The following is an 18,571-nucleotide window of genomic DNA, read 5'->3' on the forward strand; positions in this document are numbered from 1 at the left end:
CAGGCACTGAGTCGCCATTACCGTGCAGGCACGTAGCGCTGATCGCACTACGTGCTGGCACCTACGCGTGAATACCAACGGTGGGCAGATCGACGGTCGGCAGGTCGACGGTCAGCACGGTGCCGCCCGCAACAGGACTGTCGAGCGTGAGCGTGCCGGCGAGAGCCGCGGCGCGATCCTGCAGACCGCTCAGCCCACCACCAGGGGTGAATCCCGCTCCGCCACAACCGTCGTCGGACACGGTAACCCGCAAGGCACCGTCGACCATTCGCAACGAAATCTCGACCAAGGACGCCGACGAATGCTTGGTGGCATTCGCAACAGCCTCGGCGGCGATGTAATAGGCCGCCAACTCCACCGCTTCTCCTGGCCTGACGGTCAGTTCGTCTCGAATTTCCAACGGCAGCGGCGTGCGCTCGGCGAGCGAATCCAACGCCGCGCCGAGACCGCGCTCCTTCAGCACCGGCGGGTAGACGCCGCGGGCCAGCTCGCGCAGTTCGGTCACCGCTAGATCCAGTTCGGCCGCGCCCTGGCTGAGCAGGTCACGCAATTGCTGCTCGTTCATGCTGCGCTGCGCACGTCGCAGCAGAATTGCCGCGGCAACGAGGCGCTGTTGGGCGCCGTCGTGCAGGTCCCGCTCCAGCCTGCGTCGTTGCTCGTCGCCCGACGAGACGATCCGGCCCCGAGAGCGCCGGACCTCCTCGAGCTGGGCTTCGAGCTCGGTCTGCAGGCGCTGGTTGTCGAGCGTGACCACTGTCGCGCTGCGGACCGCAGCGATCAGCTGTGGTTGATCGCGCAGCGACTGGTCGTAGACCAATGCGCCGACCGGCTCGGAGTCGTTCTCCAACACGGTCGCCGCGCGGTCCTCGCCGTCACCGGGCAGCTCGTGCACGACCCCGTCGGCATCGACGAACTCTGCGAGCTCCGGAGACCACGACCACAACACCAAGCTCGGATCCCGCAGTGCACGCCGCAATGCGGTCGTGAATCCCTCACCCAACGGTGCGGCCCCGACCTCGACCATCACCTGGCTGGCGGCGCGAGCCCCGCGATAACGCCACAAGCCGACGACGATGGCGAGCGGAACCAGCGCGATGGCCGCGAAGTTCACGCTGGTGACCCACTCCATCGTCGAGTCCTGCGAGCGCTGCTTGACGAGGAACACTGTCGCCGACATAGCGGTGCCGACCAACGTCGCGAGCCACAGCGGCGCGAATGCGGCGCGATAGGCCGGGGTTCCGTTGCGCCACCGCGTGATGAGCACGGCGAGCACAACGAAGGCGATGGCCAGGTCGATCGGGGCGAAGACCATCTGCAGCGACTTCAGCAAGCCCGGGTCGTCACGAATCAGCAGCAAGTTGACCGGGTGCTCGTGCTCGAATCCCACCGGACCCGGGTCACCGAACGCCAACTCGGTCATCGCGGAGCCGATCGAATAGACGTAGCAACCTGCGACGAACCACCGCTCCCAGCGGGTCCGCAAGCGTCCGAGCGGATAGCCCAGCAGCACTTGGATGATCGCCACCGAGTAGGTCACTACGAGAACTCCGCCGACCGTGAACGCGATCGAATTGCTGGAGAAGTTGAAGGCCCAGACCAACCACAGCAATCCTGCGATCACCGTGAGCCGACCGGTGTGGTCGTGCGGACGAGTGCGCCACGCCGCCACGCCGGCAGCGACGAACGCCCAACCGACGGCAATGAAGGTGACGAGGACACCAGGGCTGTTCACCGATACGAACGACCGGTAATCGACGAGCAGCAGAATTGCAGCAGTCAGCGCGCCCGTCACCGACGCAACCGCCAGCACGCCGCTTCGTTTCACCGCCCAACCTCCACATTTCTCCTGTTGAGATCAGGATGCTGGAGAAATGCGCTGCTCACTACAGTGCTGGCACTGACTCACGCCGCCCGTGTTGGCACGTAGCGCCACCCACCACCGTGCTGGCACGTAGCGGCAAGAGAGTGTCTGCACGGGTGCGCGGTCCCAGCCGCCGATACCATCGGCTGCGTGCCAGCCGAAGCAGTCAAGCTCAGACGAGTCCGTCTTTTCGCCATCGTGACGGGGTTGCTCGGCTTTCTCGCCGCCATCCTGACTCCCCTGCTGCCGGTTCAGCAGGACGTCGTCAGCATCGATTGGCCGCAGGCGAGCGCCGAAAGTGTTGAGGCGCCTCTTGTTTCGTATACGCCGGTGCGCTTCGACGCGACCGTCCCCGCAGCCGCGATCACCTCGGTGGGCCCCGAAGGCGGGGTCGCGCTGTCGACGATCCCGGATAAATCCGGCAAAGCGGCTAGCGAGGGCCTGATCGTCAAGGTGGGTAAGGGTGCCGACGCGAGTGTCGACGTCATCGTGCTCGACAACCCGGTGATCTCGCTCCCGTTGAACAAATTGAGCCCAGATTCGGTGCTGCAGATCGATTCCGACGACAAGCACACCACAGCGACATTCACCAACACCGACCCAGCCGCCAAGGCCGACATCACCCGCGACATCAGGCCACAGGTCGTCGGCATCTTCACCGACCTCACCGCACTCCCCCCGGACCTGAAAGCCCACGTCGACGTCGATTCGCGCTTCTCGTCGAGCCCCACCATCCTCAAACGGCTGGCCATGGTCGTCGCAGTGCTGGCGACGCTCGCTTCGCTGGTCGCGCTGCACATTCTCGACGGCACCGACGGCCGCAGACCGCGTCGTTTCCTACCTTCGTCCTGGTGGAAGATCAGCATCGCGGACGTCGTGATCATCGGCACGCTCGGCGTCTGGCATCTGATCGGCGCCAATACTTCCGACGACGGCTACCTGCTCAACATGGCGCGAGTCTCCGACCACGCGGGTTACATGGCTAACTATTTCCGCTGGTTCGGGGTGCCAGAAGCCCCGTTCGGCTGGTATTACGAAGTGCTCGCGACCTTCGCGAAGGTCTCGACCGCGAGTCCCTGGATGCGGCTGCCAACGCTGATCGCGGGCATCTTGTGCTGGATGGTCATCAGCCGCGAAGTGCTACCGCGGCTGGGTGCGGCCGTCCGACGCAACCAGGTTGCGGTGTGGACCGCAGGCTTGGTCTTCCTCGCCTTCTGGCTGCCCTACGACAACGGTCTGCGGCCGGAACCGATCATTGCCCTCGGTGCCCTGCTGACCTGGTGCTCGATCGAGCGCGCGGTCGCAACTGGACGCTTGCTACCGGCAGCCATCGCCGTCCTGATCGCCGCGTTCTCGCTGGCGGCCGGTCCGTCCGGGCTGATCTGTATTGCCGCGCTGATCGCAGGCGCTCGACCGGTGTTGCAGATCATCGTCAAACGGGGTCGCTCGGTCTTCGACTATGCGGCGCTGCTCGCGCCAGGAATTGCCGCAGGCACCTTGGTCCTCGTCGCGACGTTTGCCGACCAAACGCTTGCGTCCGTCCAGGAGTCGACGCGAGTCCGGATGATTCCCGGACCGGACACCAAGTGGTTCGAAGAGCATTTCCGCTGGGACGCGCTGATGACCATCTCCCCCGATGGTTCGCTTGCCCGCCGATTCGGTGTCTTCATCATGCTGTTGTGCCTGGTCGTGTGCGTGATGCAGGCGTTGCGCAAGGGTGGCCGGATCCCCGGGACCACCAAGGGACCCTCGACTCGGGTACTCGGCATCATCTTCGGCGCACTGCTGCTGATGATGTTCACACCGACCAAGTGGACACACCACTTCGGCGTGTACGCCGGACTGGCAGGCTCACTTGCCGCGCTTGCTGCGATGGCGGTCAGTTCGGCGAGTATCAGGTCCAAACGCAACCGGACCCTGTTCGCCGCTGCGGTGATGTTCCTGCTTGCACTGGCCTTCACCAGCTCGAACGGCTGGTGGTACGTCTCGAGTTACGGCATTCCCTGGTGGGACAAGCCACCATCGATCGCGGGCAAGGGCTTCGCGACGATCATGCTCGGCCTCACAGTCGTGTTGCTCGCGGTAGCGATATGGCATCACTTCCGGGACCCCTACGTTATTGACCGACCGAAAGCTAGGCGTTTCGCGCCTGCGCCACTGACCATCGCGGCCGGTTTCGTCGTGATCTTCGAAGTGCTGTCGTTCGTGAAAGGCGCTGTCGCGCAATACCCGGCGTACTCGATCGCGTTGTCGAATCTCGAATCACTGCGCGGTCACCCATGCGCCCTGGCCGATCAGGTCCTTGTCGAAGCCGATCCCAATTCGTCGATGCTGAAGCCGATCACCGGCGACGTGAAGGATGGACTCCTGGCCGAAGGCGAGGGATTCACCCCGGACGGCGTAGCCGCGGATCTGACGGCAGAGCAAGAGTTCAGGACGATCGGTTCGGCCAACTCCGTCGGCACGACCAACAACAAGACGACATCGACGACGAGCTCGGGCACAGGCGGCGGCACCGACGAGAAGGCCGGCATCAACGGCTCGACTGTCGCCTTGCCGTTCGGGCTCGATCCTGCCCGTGTGCCCGTGCTCGGCAGCTACCAGACCGACGATCAGAAAAAAGCGAACCTGAAGTCGCAGTGGTACGGCCTGGACCGCCCCGACAACAAGTACGACGACATTCTCGTCGTCAGTGCTGCAGGCAAGATCTGGTCGCTCGATGCCGACGGTATTCCGACCTACGGCCAGGACCTGCGCATCGAGTACGGGACGCGGGGCCCAGGTGACGAAGTCGCGGTGAAGGGATCCGTCACCCCGATCGATATCGGTCCAGCGCCGTCGTGGCGCAATCTGCGTGTCAAGCTCGACGACATTCCGCGTGACGCCGACGTGGTCCGCATCGTTGCCAACGACAACGACATCACCCAGGGCCAGTGGCTCGCTGTCACCCCACCGCGGGTGCCGCATCTGCAGACGTTGAGCGATGTCGTCGGTACGACCGATCCTGTCTTGCTCGACTGGTCGGTGGGGTTGGCGTTCCCGTGCCAGCGGCCGTTCAATCACCGCGACGGGGTGGCGGAGGTGCCGAAGTACCGCATCTTGCCCGACCGAGGCGGGTCCGACGCCACGAACCACTGGCAGGACCACATCGGCGGCGGACCGCTCGGCTGGATCGAGCTCCTGCTGAAGGCCGACACGATGCCGACGTACCTTTACCGAGACTGGGGCAGGGATTGGGGTTCGTTGGAGCGATTGACACCGTATGTCCCATCGGCAGTACCGGCGAAGCTGGACATCACGACTGTCGATCGGTCGGGAACATGGAGCCCAGCGCCGATACCGGTGCGGTAACGCGCTCGTTCGAAGGTGCGCCCTATACGATCGTGAACCGTGCCCGACCTTGTTGAAGCCCCACAAGCCGATCCGCCGGCGTCGCCAGTGGTACCGCACCGGCGGATCGGTGAAGATCTCCGCGCGCAGTATCGCAACGCACGACTGATTGCGATCGTCGCCGGATTACTCGGCACGCTGTTCGCTCTTGCGACGCCGTTCCTGCCGGTTGTTCAGACCACTGCGACGATCGAGTGGCCCCAGAACGGCAGCCTCCAGGGCATCGATGCGCCGCTGATGGCGCAGGCGCCGATCGAGGTGCACGGCACGATTCCGTGTTCAGCGGTCGCGCAGTTGCCGGAACGAGGTGGCATCCTGCTGTCGACCGCGCCGCCGCAAGGTGCGAGCGCGGCACTGAATGCCATGTTCGTCCGTGTCTCCGAGACAACGGTCGACGTGCTGGACCGCAATGCCGTCGTTGCGTCGGCGCCGCGTGCGGACATGACCAGATGCTCGGAGATCACGATCTCGTCGGACATCAATTCCACGCACGCCGAGTTCGTCGGGCTGACGAACGACAAGGGCGAAACCGTCGGCGGCACCCTGGGCGGCGACCTTCGTCCCCAGGTCGTCGGCGTGTTCAGTGACCTGGAAGGCGCCGTCCCGCAAGGACTTTTCTTCTCCATCGACGTCGACTCCCGGTACTCGTCCACGCCGACGATCGTGAAGATCGTCGCGATGATCGCCGCGCTGCTCTGCACACTGATTGCGCTCGGCGCGCTCGCCAAGCTCGACGGCACCGACGGCCGTGGTCATCGCCGCTTCTTCCCATCGCACTGGCTGCGACCGACGCCGGTTGACACTGTCATCGTCGGCATCCTCGTTGTGTGGCACTTCATCGGCGCCAACACCTCCGACGACGGCTACCTGCTGAACATGGCACGCGTTGCCGAACATGCCGGCTACATGGCGAACTACTTCCGCTGGTTCGGCGTCCCCGAAGCGCCGTTCGGCTGGTACTACGACGTGCTCGAAGCGTTTGCGAAAGTCTCCACCGCAAGTCCCTGGATGCGACTTCCTGCGCTGATCTGCGCGGTCTTGTGCTGGTTCGTCATCAGTCGCGAGGTCGCACCGCGCCTGGGCCGCTCGGTCCGTACCAATCAGATCGCGCTGTGGACCGGCGGTTTCGTTTTCCTCGCGTTCTGGCTGCCCTACGACAACGGCCTGCGCTCCGAGCCGATCGTTGCGCTCGGTGCGCTGCTCACCTGGTGCTCGGTGGAACGGTCCATCGCGACCGGGCGATTGCTTCCCGCCGCCATGGCTGCGTTGATCGGCGCCTTCACCCTCGCCGCAGCGCCGACGGGCCTCATGTGTGTTGCCGCGCTGCTCGCCGGTGTCCGACCGATCACGCGGATCGTCGTTCGCAGGCACCGCGAGGTCGGGACGCTGCCATTGCTGGCCCCCATAGCCGCTGCCGGCGTGCTGGTGCTCACCGTCGTCTACAACGACCAGACGTTCGCCGGAATCCAGGAGGCCAACCGAGTTCGCCAGGTCATCGGACCGAACCTCGAGTGGTACAAGGATTTCCTGCGCTACTACTACCTTTTCGTCGAAACTGCCGACGGCTCGCTGGCGCGTCGCTTCGCGTTCCTCGTGATGCTGCTCTGCCTGTTCACCACACTGTTCATTCTGTTGCGACGCAAGCGAATTCCAGGCGTGGCGACCGGTCCGGCATGGCGATTGATGGGCGTCGTCTTCGGAACGATCTTCTTCATGATGTTCAACCCGACCAAGTGGACCCACCACTTCGGTGCCTACGCCGGTATCGCGGGTTCGCTTGCCGCTCTGACGGCAGTGGCGGTGTCGGCCACAGCTTTGCGCTCGCGCCGAAACCGCACGATGTTCGCGGCGGGTCTGCTGTTCGTGCTCGCCCTCTCGTTCTCCGGCTGGAACGCGTACTGGTACGTCTCGAGCTACGGGGTGCCGTGGTTCGACAAGCGCGTCCAGCTTGCGGGCGAGGAATCGAACACGATCTTCCTTGCACTGTTCGGTCTTGCACTGGCGCTGGTCGGTTGGCACTATCTGCGCGAGGGCTATGCGAAACCCCAGGCCAAGGCCAATTCGGCACGGGGACGCCGGATCCGGCGGTTCGCCGCGGCTCCGCTGACTCTCGTCGCAGGAATGATGGTGCTGTTCGAGGTGCTGTCGTTGGCCAAGGGAGCGGTCGCGCAGTATCCGGCGTACTCCATCGGACGGTCCAACTACGACGCCATTCGTGGTAATTCGTGTGGTCTCGCCAACGACGTTCTCGTCGAATCGGACGTGAACTCCGGCAAGCTCGAGCCGATCATCGACCCGGCGCATCCGCCGAAGGACCCCAACGATCCGCTCGCAGGTGGATCGCCGGTCGGCTTCGACCCGAACGGAGTTCCCGACGACATTTCCGCTGACTCCGTCGAGGTGAAGCCGGGAACCGGCAACACCGATGCGCAGAGCGTGGGTCCGGTCGCCGAGACCGGCGAAAACGCAGGCACCGCAGGCGGTAAGGGCGAACGTGGCATCAACGGCAGCACGGCGAAACTGCCGTACGGCCTCGATCCCAAGACGACCCCCGTGCTCGGCAGCTACCAGCCAGGTGTGCAGGAGCCTGCCTCGTTGACGTCGAGTTGGTACCAACTCCCGGCACGGTCCGAGGATGCGCCGCTGATCGTCATCTCCGCTGCAGGGCGTATCTGGTCCGTGGACTCCACCGGTGCGGTCACGTACGGGCAGTCGCTCGAGGTTCAGTACGGGCACCGGGAAGCCGACGGCTCGGTCACCACGCTGGGTCAGTACCTGCCGAAGGACATCGGTCCTGCGCCCTCGTGGCGAAACTTGCGGGTGCCGTTGGCGGACTTGCCCGCCGACGCAGACGTGGTCCGGATCGTAGCAAACGACCCGATCCTGATCGGCGACCAGTGGCTTGCCTTCACTCCGCCGCGGGTCCCGAAGCTGCAGTCGCTCAACTCTCTGATCGGCAGTGAGCGTCCGATCCTGCTCGACTGGGCGGTCGGGCTGCAGTTCCCCTGCCAGCGTCCGTTCGCGCACCGCTACGGCGTTGCGGAGGTGCCCGAATACCGCATCCTCCCGGACCGTCCGTTGGCCGTAAGCTCCACCGACACATGGCAATCGGAGGAAAACGGCGGACCGCTCGGCTTCTCGGACATGCTCGCCGGTTCGGTCACGATCCCGACCTACCTGCGCGACGACTGGGGCCGTGACTGGGGCTCGCTCGAACGCTACGACCCCTACTACCCGAAGGCCGTGCCCGCCGAAATCAAGACCGGCGAGAAGGTACGGTCCGGGCTGTGGACGCCCGGCAGGTTGCGCGTCTGGTAGCTCCCCTCGTGAGTCTTTTCGGAGTCTCTGGACTCCGAAAAGACTCACAGCGGTGAGACGGTTTGGGATTAGGCTCGCGTTATGTGGAGCCGCAGGCAGCTTCTCCAACACGGTGCGATCGGCACATCGGGTATCGCGGCGGCCGCCGTCCTATCCGCCTGCGGCTCGGACCGCAACAACGGCGCCGGCGACTCACCTGCCTCGGCATTGCCGGAGCCACCAGCCGCGCTGGAACCCTTCGACTCGACTCGACCCGCTGGTCCTGCGACGGGCCTCCCCCGCCGTGCTGCATGGGCGAATACCGCGTCGGTGCAATTCTTCTTGGCGCTCAGCGCAGGGATGGAAGCGGCGTCGAAAGAACGTGGTCTGCAGTACTTGACCGCGGTGTCGGGCGACGATCCTGCGGCTAATCTGCGCCAGCTCGAATCCTTCGTTGCTCGCGGCATAGGAGCGCTCGCCTTTCAGCCGCTCGACCAGCAGATCCAACGCCCTGTGCTCGAAGCAGCACTGCGACAAGGCATCTGCGTGCAAGGCCTGATCTCGCCGACGAGCACCCTGCAGATAGCCGCAAGCCAGTACAACATCGGCTTCACCCAGGGCAAGGCCGCGGCCGACTACATCGTGCAGCGCCTGCAATCGAAGGCCGCCGTGCACTACTTCAACGGCGATTCGGTCTCGCCGCAGCTCAAGCTCCGTCATACCGGTGTCCTCGACGGCCTGCGCACCGGTGGTGCCGGAATACGTGTCGTCAGCGACGTCGCTGGCCTCGTCGACTACGACGAAGGCGGCGAGATCATGCGCGAGGTGATCGCAGAGTATCCCGACATCAAGGTCATTTTAGGCGGGGACGCGGCGGCCGTCGGTGCGTATCGCGAGCTGGACCGTTCGGGCAAGTTGACCGAAGACATGTACTTTTCCGGCGTCGACGGCGATCGTGAGGCATTGACCCTGGTGAAGGCACGCGGACCGTACCGTGCCAGCATCGCGTTCGCGTGGCAGTTGATGGGTTACGGGCTCGGTCGCTTCGCCGCCGATTGGATCGACGGCAAGGACATTCCGCGGGTCGTCGTCGCGGCACCGATCGTGGTCGACTCGCCCGAAGGCGTCGACGCCTACCTCGCCGACAACGCAAACCCTGGCGCCGTTTTCGCAGTTCGGCAACGCTACGAGCGGTATCTCCCGCTGCTCGGCAATGTCAGCTATCGAACCCGCGAGACGATCTGGCGCGACGAATACATCCCCAACTAAGCGTCGACCGCGTAAATCATGCCGTCGGCGCTCCCGACGTAGACGACCTTGTCGGCTACCGTCGGCGACGACCACACCGGCCCACCCAGAGGGGTTTTCCAGCGAAGCTTCCCCGTCTGCGCTTCGATCGCATAGAGAAAGCCGTCCCAGCTGCCTACGTAGACCGCGTTGTCGGCGGCGGTCGGCGACGAGTAGACCCGATCACCGGTCGGCGTCTTCCAGCGGACTTCGCCCGACGCAGCGTCGAGTCCATAGACGTTCTTGTCGTAGCTGCCGACGACGACAAGTCCGTCGACGACGACGGGCGAGGAGTAGACGCGGTCCGCCGTTGCGGTCTTCCACCTGATCTCGCCGGTATCCGCTGCCAGCGCATACACCGAGAAATCTTCGTTGCCGAGGTAGACCACGCCGTTCGACACCGCGGGCGACGACCATACCGGACCGCCCCCGGCGGTCTTCCACCGAACGGTCCCGGTCGCCGCGTCCAGCGCGTAGACGTACCCGTCGGTTCCGAGGTAGACCACACCGCCTGCTACCGCCGCCGCAGAGTTGGCCGCGCCACGAGTCTGGGTTCGCCACCGCAAAGCGCCGGATGCACCGTCGAGCGCCAAGACATACCAATCGGTGGTGCTCACGTAGACAGCTCCGTCTGCTACCGCGGGCGACACGGGAAATGAGGCACCTTGATCGCCCGTGGGGGTCTTCCACCGTTGCGAGCCGGTCTTGCTGTCGAACGCATAGACCGACCCGTCCCAGCCCGCGACGGCCACCAGTCCGTCGATGACCGCCGGCGAGGGCCTGACTCGATCGCCGGTCGGTGCCTTCCAGCGCGTCACGCCGGTGCGAGCGTCGAGCGCATACACATTGGTGTCGTAGCCGGCGATGTAAACCCGCCCGTCCGCTACTGTCGGCGTCGACAGGATGATCATCGATCCGGCATGGCTCTTCCACCACACGGCACCGGGATTGCCGTGCGGCTTAACGACATCTGCGGGGTCCGACGACGCCATGACGAACGCAGCCGACCCACCCGCGACAAGCACGGCAGCCCCGCCCAAGCCAGCGAGGACAGCTCGCCTGCTCGGTCTGCGAGGCGGTTGCGGCGGTGCCTCGGACTCCTCGGCAGGTGCCGCCTCCTCGACAGGGGCCACCGGCTCGACGGGCGCTGCCAGCGGAGTGGGCGGCGGAATCTGACGGGTGCTCGTCCCTGCGGACGCGGGCGCGTCGCTGGTGCCGGCGATATCCGGCTCTGTCGAGTCCTCGTCCGGTTCGGGCGGGTGTAGCGCATCGATATCGGGCAGCTGCAAACGTAGGTCGAAGAGGTCGTCACGCATGGCAGCAGCGCTCGGGTAGCGCTCCACAGGGTCGACCGCAAGCGCACGCTCCAGCACCGCATCGAAGTGCGGACCCAGCCATGGCGCCACCGCCGACGGTGGCTGGAGGCGATGCTCGATGTGGCCTGCCAGAATCTCCCACGGCGTGCTGCCAGGAAACGGCAGTTGGTCGGTCAGGAGGTGGTAGAGCATGCACCCGACCGAGTAGACGTCACTCCGCGCGTCGACCTTGCGGCTGTCCTGGGCCTGCTCCGGCGCCAAGTACGCGACGGTGCCGACGATATTTCCCGTCCCTGTCAACGAGAGGGTGTGCTCGGCGCCTTTCAAGTGCGCGATTCCGAAATCCATCACCTTCACCGCGCCCGAGTCGGTGAGCATGACGTTCGACGGCTTGACGTCGCGGTGCACGACGCCGCGTTCGTGCGCGTGGTGCAAGGCGGCAAGTACGTCGCCGATGACTTCGATCAGCCGGTCGGGCGGCAACGCCGTATGGCGGTGCGATTTCAGCAACGTTCGCCCGTTCACCAGCTGCATGACGAGGAAGTGGGTCGTCTGCTCGTCGAGCTCGACCTGGCCCATGTCGTAAACGTGCACGATCCCAGGGTGGTCGAACCCCGCCACGATCCGGGCTTCCCTCCGGAACCGCTCGATGCTGTTGCCGGAGGTATCGGTGTCGAGTAGCTCGGTCCGTAGCACCTTGACCGCCACGGGACGGCTCAACGTCAGGTCCCAGGCCCTGTGGACACGCCCCATTCCGCCGACACCCAGCACCTCATGAAGCTGGTATCGCCCTGCAAGAACACGGGGTGTGCTCAGCGCGCCACGACGCCTTTCCGGGTCTAGAAGCAGAACTCCAGTCTGATTCTAGAGAGCGCGCACCCCGCGTAACCCGACAACGAGGTCAACCTTCGGCGACGAAAAGGATGTATTTTACCTGGTCGGACGTCCAATCAGGTTCAGTTAGATCGGCATCAGGTGATGCTTGCGAGGCACCCGAAGCACCTGCTTGTCACGGAGCAGTCGCATTGCCTTCCGCAGCTCCAACCGCGTCGACGACGGCTCGATCACCGCGTCGATGTAGCCACGCTCGGCGGCCACCCACGGCGATGGGACCGTTGCGTTGTAGAAGTCGATCAATTGCTTGCGCACCGCCGGACCGTTCTCGCCCGCATCTTCGACCTGCTTGCGGAACAAGATGCTCACCGCGCTCTCGGCACCCATGACAGCGATGCGCGCGGTCGGCCACGCCAAGTTGATATCCGCACCGAGTTGCTTGCAGCCCATGACCGCGAACGCGCCGCCGTATGCCTTACGGACGATCAACGTGACCACGGGAACCGACGCTTCGACGACGGCGTAGAAGAAGCGACCGCCGCGTCGGATGACGCCGATCTTTTCTTCCTCGACGCCAGGCAGCACGCCTGGCGTGTCGACCACGAACACGAGCGGAATGTCGAAGGCGTTGCAGATCCGGATGAAACGCGACGCCTTGTCGGAGCAGCGAGCATCGATGGAACCACTCAGCACGAGCGGCTGGTTCGCTACGACCCCGACGGTGCGACCGTCGATGCGCGCGAAGCCGGTGATGATGTTGGGCGCGTATTTCTCCGCGATCTCGTGAAAGTCACCGTCGTCGAAGAGGTACAGCAGCAAGTCCTTCATGTCGTAGCCGGCATTGTCGGCGTCCGGGATGAAAGCGTCGAGCGATCGATCACTGTCGGTCAGTTCAGGTTCGAGCCCGGGATTCACAATGGGCGCTTCTTCCTGCCAACTCGACGGCAGGAAGCTCAAGTGATGGCGCACCCATTCGAACGCCGCCTTCTCGTCCTCGGCGACGTGCTGGATGGTGCCGTATTGCTCCTGGTTCGTGGCGCTGCCGAGCTCCTCCATGGTGACGTCCTCGCCCATGACGTCCTGGATTACCTGCGGACCCGTAACGAACATGTACGAATCTTTTGTTGCGACAATCGTTTCGGTGCCGGACACCGGCGCGTAGACCGCGCCACCCGCGCATTTCCCGAGGATCATCGAGACCTGCGGAACCACACCGAGCAGCGGCTCGTGGCGTCGGCTCATCTCGGCGTACCAGGCCAACGACGTCACAGCGTCCTGGATTCGCGCGCCGCCCGAGTCGTTGATTCCGACCAGCGGTATCCCGACCTTCGACGCGAAGTCGAGGATCGCGGCGACCTTACGACCGAACATCTCGCCGACGGTGCCTGCGAAGACGGTCTGGTCGTGGGAGAAGACCGCGACCGGACGCCCATCGACCAGTCCGTGCCCGGTGACGACACCGTCGCTGTAGAGCGCATCGGGGTCGCCGGGTTGCTTCACCAGCGCGCCGATTTCGATGAACGTCCCCGGATCGAACAGCATGTTGATGCGCTCGCGGGCACTGGGGATGCCCTTCTTCGCGCGCTTGGCTATGCCCTTCTCGCCTGCTGGTTCCTGCGACAGCGCCATCCGCCTGCGCAGGTCTTCGAGCTTCTCGGCCGTTGTGCTCATTGGATCTTTTCCAGCTTCTTCGTCAAGTCGGCACCGATCTTCGCGATGTAAGGCTCGTCGATGATCTGGATATGGTCACCGCCCACATGTATGACCTCGAGCTTCGGCACGAAGTCGCTCCAGCCACCATTGGGTGCTCGGTGCGCGTACGCGGGCTCGAGTTCGATCATGCCGTCGTGGTAGCGGTCGGCGAGGTACAGGACGACATCGCCGTCGTAATGCGATGCCTGCGCATTCGCAAGCGCGCGACTGTCGATCCAGGACGTCCGCTGATGCTCGATGACACCACCAGGAATCTTGGCGCCGCTGAACTTCACGAGGTCCATGATGATCTTGATTCGCTCGTCTTCCGACTTCGCGGCGGCCAATTCGTCCACCGGCAGCGGTGCATCGACGCCGTAGGTCTTCTTGGCGAAGGCCGCGTAGCGCTCGATCCGTGCGCGGGCTTCCTCCGGCGAATCCGACGGCGCCTCGACCGGCAGCGCCAGGTCGATCATGCCCACCCAGCGGACGTCGGCGCCCTCGGCGGCCAGCAGCTTGCCGACTGCGAAGGCCAGCACCGCACCCAACGACCAGCCGTACAAGACGTACGGTCCGTCGCCCTGGATCTTGCGCAGCTCCGGAAGATATTGGCGCGCACGCTCTTCGATCTCACCCTCGACCCGCTCGAAACCGAACATCGGCGTGTCCGCCGGGAGCCGCTTGAGCAACGGCTCGTACGCCATCGTCGATCCGCCCGAGGGGTGGAAGACGAACACCGGCGTCGCGGTGGATCCTTCGACACGGCCACGCAGCGTCCGGACGAATCCGTCGATGCCGCCCTCGATGTGCTTTCGGACGACGTCGGCGAGCTCTTCGATGGTCTCCGCGTCGAGCACGTCGTCGACGGTGATCTCGGCCTTGGCGCGGTCCGACAAACGAGCCGCCAACTGCTCCGCCCGATCCTCGTCGAGGACGGGAAGGGTGTTGAAGATGCCACCCGGCGACTTGCCGGTCACGACGGCCCACGCCGCATAAGTCAGGCGTTCCGCGTTGTCGCGCGGCGGTACGTCGTCGTCGGAACCGCCTGCGCTGATGGGCTCTTCTTCGGCCGGCGCCGCGGCTTCGATGATCGCCTCGGCCTCAGCAATGACCGTGGTGTCTTCGACGGCGAGAACGGACTCGGTTGTTTCGGTGGCCGGCTCGGTCGACTCGGCCGCCGCAGCCTTCTCCGCTTTCTGCTGCTCCGCCAATGCCGCGACCTCGTCACGGTGCTCGACGGCGTACCGCAAGAACTTCGCGACGTCGTGCAAGTTCGCGTCCCGCACGGCCTGCAACTGCACCTCGGGGATGTCGAACTCGTACTCCACGCGGTTCTTGATACGCATGCCCATCAAGGAGTCGAGGCCCAGCTCGATCAGCGGAATTTCCAGTGGAAGGTCTTCGGGCGCATAGCCCATCGACTCCGCCACGATGAACGCCAGGCGCTCCTCCAGCGTCTGCGAGCCGTTCGGGTCCCACTTCTCGCCGAAAGACTCTTCGATGGGCGGCAATCCGGGGACCGAACTTTCCTCGACCACCGGCTCGGGAGCCACTACGGCCGCAGGTGCCGGTAACGCTTCACCGGAGGTCACGACCGCGTCGAAGAGCAAACGGAACGTCGCGCCTTCCTTGGCATGGACCTGAATCGACGCGCCACCCGGATGCGGATTGAGCGTTGTGGTCAGCGTTCCGCCGGCCGGGATCGCAGCGTGTGCGATCGATGCCCCAGCCGTGACGTTGGACAGCACCTGCGACGCAGCAGCGTTCACCAGTGCAGCGAGGTCGGTGACCAGGTCGGCCGAGACCTCCCAGGCATGCCGACCGTCAGGCAGCGCGACATGCGAACCAGGCGCTTTGCCACCGCCACCGACACTGATCCGTGCACCCTGAATCCAGAGCGGCCGCTTGATGAACGCGGTCCGGGGCAGGTCGACGTACTCGCCGGGTCCGAACAGAGTCGTGAGGTCGACCTTATGGCCGTGCACGTAGAGATTCGCCACGGCAGTGAGAACGCCGAGTTCCTCGTCTTCCTTGCGCTTCAAGGTCTGAATCAACTGAGCGTCGCGCAGTCCGGCAGCGAATGTGGTCGCGGCAACCTGCATCAACGCGACCGGATGCGGGGAAAGCTCGATGAACGTGGTGTGGCCGGACTCGACCGCGAGTTTGACCGCATTGGTGAACCACACGCTGTGGCGCATGTTCTTGACCCAGTAGTCGACGCCATGGATCGGCTCATGACCTGCGCGGTAGAACGCTTCCTTGTCGACAGTCGAGAAGACGCCGGCCTTCAACTTCGTCGGCTCGATGCCTGCCAACTCGGCAGCAAGCTCGCCGAGCAGCGGGTCCATCTGCGACGTGTGGCCCGCGCCCTTCGTCTGCAGCAGCCGGTTCAGCTTTCCGTCGGCCTCGGCGCGCGCCATGATGGCCTCGACCTCGGGCTCGGGCCCGCCGATGACCGTGTGGGTCGGCGCTGCGTAGACCGCGACCTCGAGGTTCGGGAACTCGGTCAGTACGCCGACGATCTCCTCGGCGCTGTACTCGACCAACGCCATCCGGCGGATCGCCTCGCCCGAGAGCATTGATTCGCCCTCACCCATGAGTCGCGACCGCGCGCAGATCACGCGAACTGAATCTTCGAGGTTGAGCCCACCCGAGATGTACGCGCCTGCGACCTCACCGAGCGAGTGCCCGACGACAGCCGCGGGCTCAGCACCGTGATGCCGCAGCAAGGCGGCGAGTCCGACCTGGATCGCGAAGATCCCGACCTGCGACGTCCCGACGTCGTAATCCTGCGCGTCGTCGAGAATCATCTCTTTGACCGAGTAACCGGCCTCGTCGAGGATCAGCTCGTCGACCTCGTCGATCGCCTTCGCGAACACCGGATTGGATTGGTACAGCTGCTTCGCCATCTTGCGATGCTGGGCACCGAATCCCGACAACACCCACACCGGACCTTGCGATGCGGGTGAATCCGCACTGAGCACGCCTTGTGCGAGCTTGCCCGCCGCGACCGCACGCAGACCCTTGATGGCCTCTTCGTGCGTGCTGGCCAGGACGATCGCACGCGAGCGACCGTGGTTGCGCTTCGCCAACGAACGCCCGACGTCTTCGAGCGACGCGCTGGCACCTTCGCCTTCGAGCCAGTCCGCGAGGTCCGCAGCGGCACGACGACGTCGGGACGGCATGTACGCCGAGACCGCGAGGACTACCGGCAACTGTGCGCGATTTTCACCCTCCTGCGGCTCAGACTCGCGCACGGGGGGCGTGTATTCCTTGACGACGACGTGCGCGTTCGTCCCACCGAAACCGAAGCCAGAAATACCGGCAACTGCGGCGCCCGAGTAACGCGGCCAGTCGGAGTTCTCGGGGATGACCTGCAGATGCGAGCGCTCGAAGTCGATGTACGGGTTGGGTCCGGCGAAGTTCTTCGATGCCGGGATCTTGTTCTCCTGCATCGCCAGAATGACCTTGGCGAGGCTGGCCGCGCCAGCGGCCGATTCGAGGTGGCCGAAGTTCGTCTTGGCCGAACCGAGCAGTGCGGGCTTGTCGGCCGCACGACCACGACCGACGACGCGCGACAGCGCATCTGCCTCGATCGGGTCACCGAGAATCGTTCCGGTGCCGTGGGCCTCGATGTAGTCGACGCTCGACGGTGCGATGCCGGCATCGCGGTAGGCCATGCGAAGCACGTCGGCCTGCGCGTCCGGGTTGGGCGCGAAGATGCCATTGGACCGGCCGTCGGAGTTCACAGCGCTGCCTGCGATCACGGCGAGAATGTTGTCGCCGTCGCGTTCGGCATCCTCTAGTCGCTTGAGCACGACCAGGCCGCCGCCCTCGGACCGCACCATGCCGTCCGCGTCGGACGAGAACGCCTTGATGTGGCCGTCTTTCGCGACCGCACCTACCCCGTCGAAGCCGAGGGTCACGGCAGGCGCAAGCAGGGTGTTCACGCCACCGGCGAGAACCACATCGGCTTCACGACCGCGCAGCGCACGCACACCCTGATGGACCGCGACCAGTGCCGAGGAGCACGCGGTGTCGATAGCCACCGACGGACCGCGGAAGTCGTAGAAGTACGACACTCGGTTCGCAACGATCGAGGTTGCCGCTCCGGTCAGTGCATAGGGCGTTTCCGCCTTTTGCGGATCCAACGCGGATAGGAACGAGAAGTCGTGCGACGACGTGCCGACGAAAACGCCGACATGCGTGCCTTTGAGCGAACTCGCCGGAATCCTGGCGTGCTCCAACGCTTCCCAGGTCAATTCGAGGGCGAGCCGCTGCTGCGGATCGACGCGCTCGACCTCGGTGGGCGACATCGCGAAGAACTCCGCGTCGAAACTCTTCACGTCGTCGAGGTAGCCACCGCGGGTGTTCGCCGCTGCAACCGCCGCGGCGATTTCGGGATCGGAAAGGAATTCCTCCCAGCGACCCTCTGGCAGCTCGGTGATGCCGTCGCCGCCGGAGATCAGGAAATCCCACGTCGATTCCGGCGTCTCCCCAGCCTTCGGGAACCGAGTCGACAGACCGACGATGGCAATGTCGTGGCTTTCGCCCGCTGCGGCGACATTCGTGTAGTACTCGTCGTCCGCCGATTCTTCGGGAGCCTCGGGCTCGCCATCGATGATCCGGCTCGCCAACATCGCGATCGTCGGGTGCTGGAACACGACCGTTGCGGTCAGCACAACGCCCGTCAGGTCCTCGAGGTCGCCGCCGAGCGCGATCGCATCGCGCGAACTCAGGCCGAATTCTTCCATCGGCCGGTCTTCGGTGATGTTCTCTTTCGGCTGGCCAGTCGCCTCGGCGACCCAGTTCCGCAGCCAATCACGCAGCTCTGCGACAGTCAGCTCGGTAGTTGTAGCGCCCCCGGAAGTATCTGCATCGTTGTCAGCCACAG

General features: G+C 64.8%; 7 protein-coding genes. 3 read left to right on the forward strand and 4 right to left on the reverse strand.

Annotated elements, in window-relative coordinates:
* Positions 1 to 61: 61 nt before the first annotated feature.
* On the reverse strand, positions 62 to 1,825 hold the full coding sequence (locus FGL95_RS26655; protein ID WP_338080035.1) for a sensor histidine kinase: 1,764 nt from the start codon (positions 1,823 to 1,825) through the stop codon (positions 62 to 64).
* A gap of 186 nt (positions 1,826 to 2,011) precedes the next feature.
* On the opposite strand from FGL95_RS26655, the gene FGL95_RS26660 reads away from it, so the two are divergent.
* The 3 genes from FGL95_RS26660 to FGL95_RS26670 all read left to right on the forward strand — a co-directional run bounded on the left by FGL95_RS26660 (position 2,012) and on the right by FGL95_RS26670 (position 9,817).
* Complete coding sequence (locus FGL95_RS26660; RefSeq protein ID WP_338080036.1) at positions 2,012 to 5,212, forward strand: arabinosyltransferase domain-containing protein; 3,201 nt, start codon at positions 2,012 to 2,014, stop codon at positions 5,210 to 5,212.
* Positions 5,213 to 5,251: 39 nt separating this feature from the next.
* Positions 5,252 to 8,569, forward strand: a complete 3,318-nt coding sequence (locus tag FGL95_RS26665; protein WP_420838091.1) for an arabinosyltransferase domain-containing protein — start codon at positions 5,252 to 5,254, stop codon at positions 8,567 to 8,569.
* A gap of 81 nt (positions 8,570 to 8,650) precedes the next feature.
* A complete protein-coding gene (locus FGL95_RS26670; protein WP_169593081.1) occupies positions 8,651 to 9,817 on the forward strand; it encodes a sugar ABC transporter substrate-binding protein in 1,167 nt (388 codons plus the stop codon).
* Here the strand turns inward: FGL95_RS26670 and FGL95_RS26675 are convergent.
* The 3 genes from FGL95_RS26675 to pks13 all read right to left on the reverse strand — a co-directional run bounded on the left by FGL95_RS26675 (position 9,814) and on the right by pks13 (position 18,521).
* A complete protein-coding gene (locus tag FGL95_RS26675) occupies positions 9,814 to 12,000 on the reverse strand; it encodes an outer membrane protein assembly factor BamB family protein (RefSeq protein WP_338080041.1) in 2,187 nt (728 codons plus the stop codon). The genes FGL95_RS26670 and FGL95_RS26675 overlap by 4 nt on opposite strands.
* A 111-nt stretch (positions 12,001 to 12,111) precedes the next feature.
* Complete coding sequence (locus tag FGL95_RS26680) at positions 12,112 to 13,656, reverse strand: acyl-CoA carboxylase subunit beta (RefSeq protein WP_169593084.1); 1,545 nt, start codon at positions 13,654 to 13,656, stop codon at positions 12,112 to 12,114.
* A complete protein-coding gene (gene pks13, locus FGL95_RS26685; protein WP_169593166.1) occupies positions 13,653 to 18,521 on the reverse strand; it encodes a polyketide synthase Pks13 in 4,869 nt (1,622 codons plus the stop codon). The genes FGL95_RS26680 and pks13 overlap by 4 nt, the downstream gene beginning before the upstream one ends.
* Positions 18,522 to 18,571 lie beyond the last annotated feature (50 nt).

Source organism: Antrihabitans stalactiti (assembly GCF_012932915.1).
GTDB classification, from domain to species: domain Bacteria; phylum Actinomycetota; class Actinomycetes; order Mycobacteriales; family Mycobacteriaceae; genus Antrihabitans; species Antrihabitans stalactiti.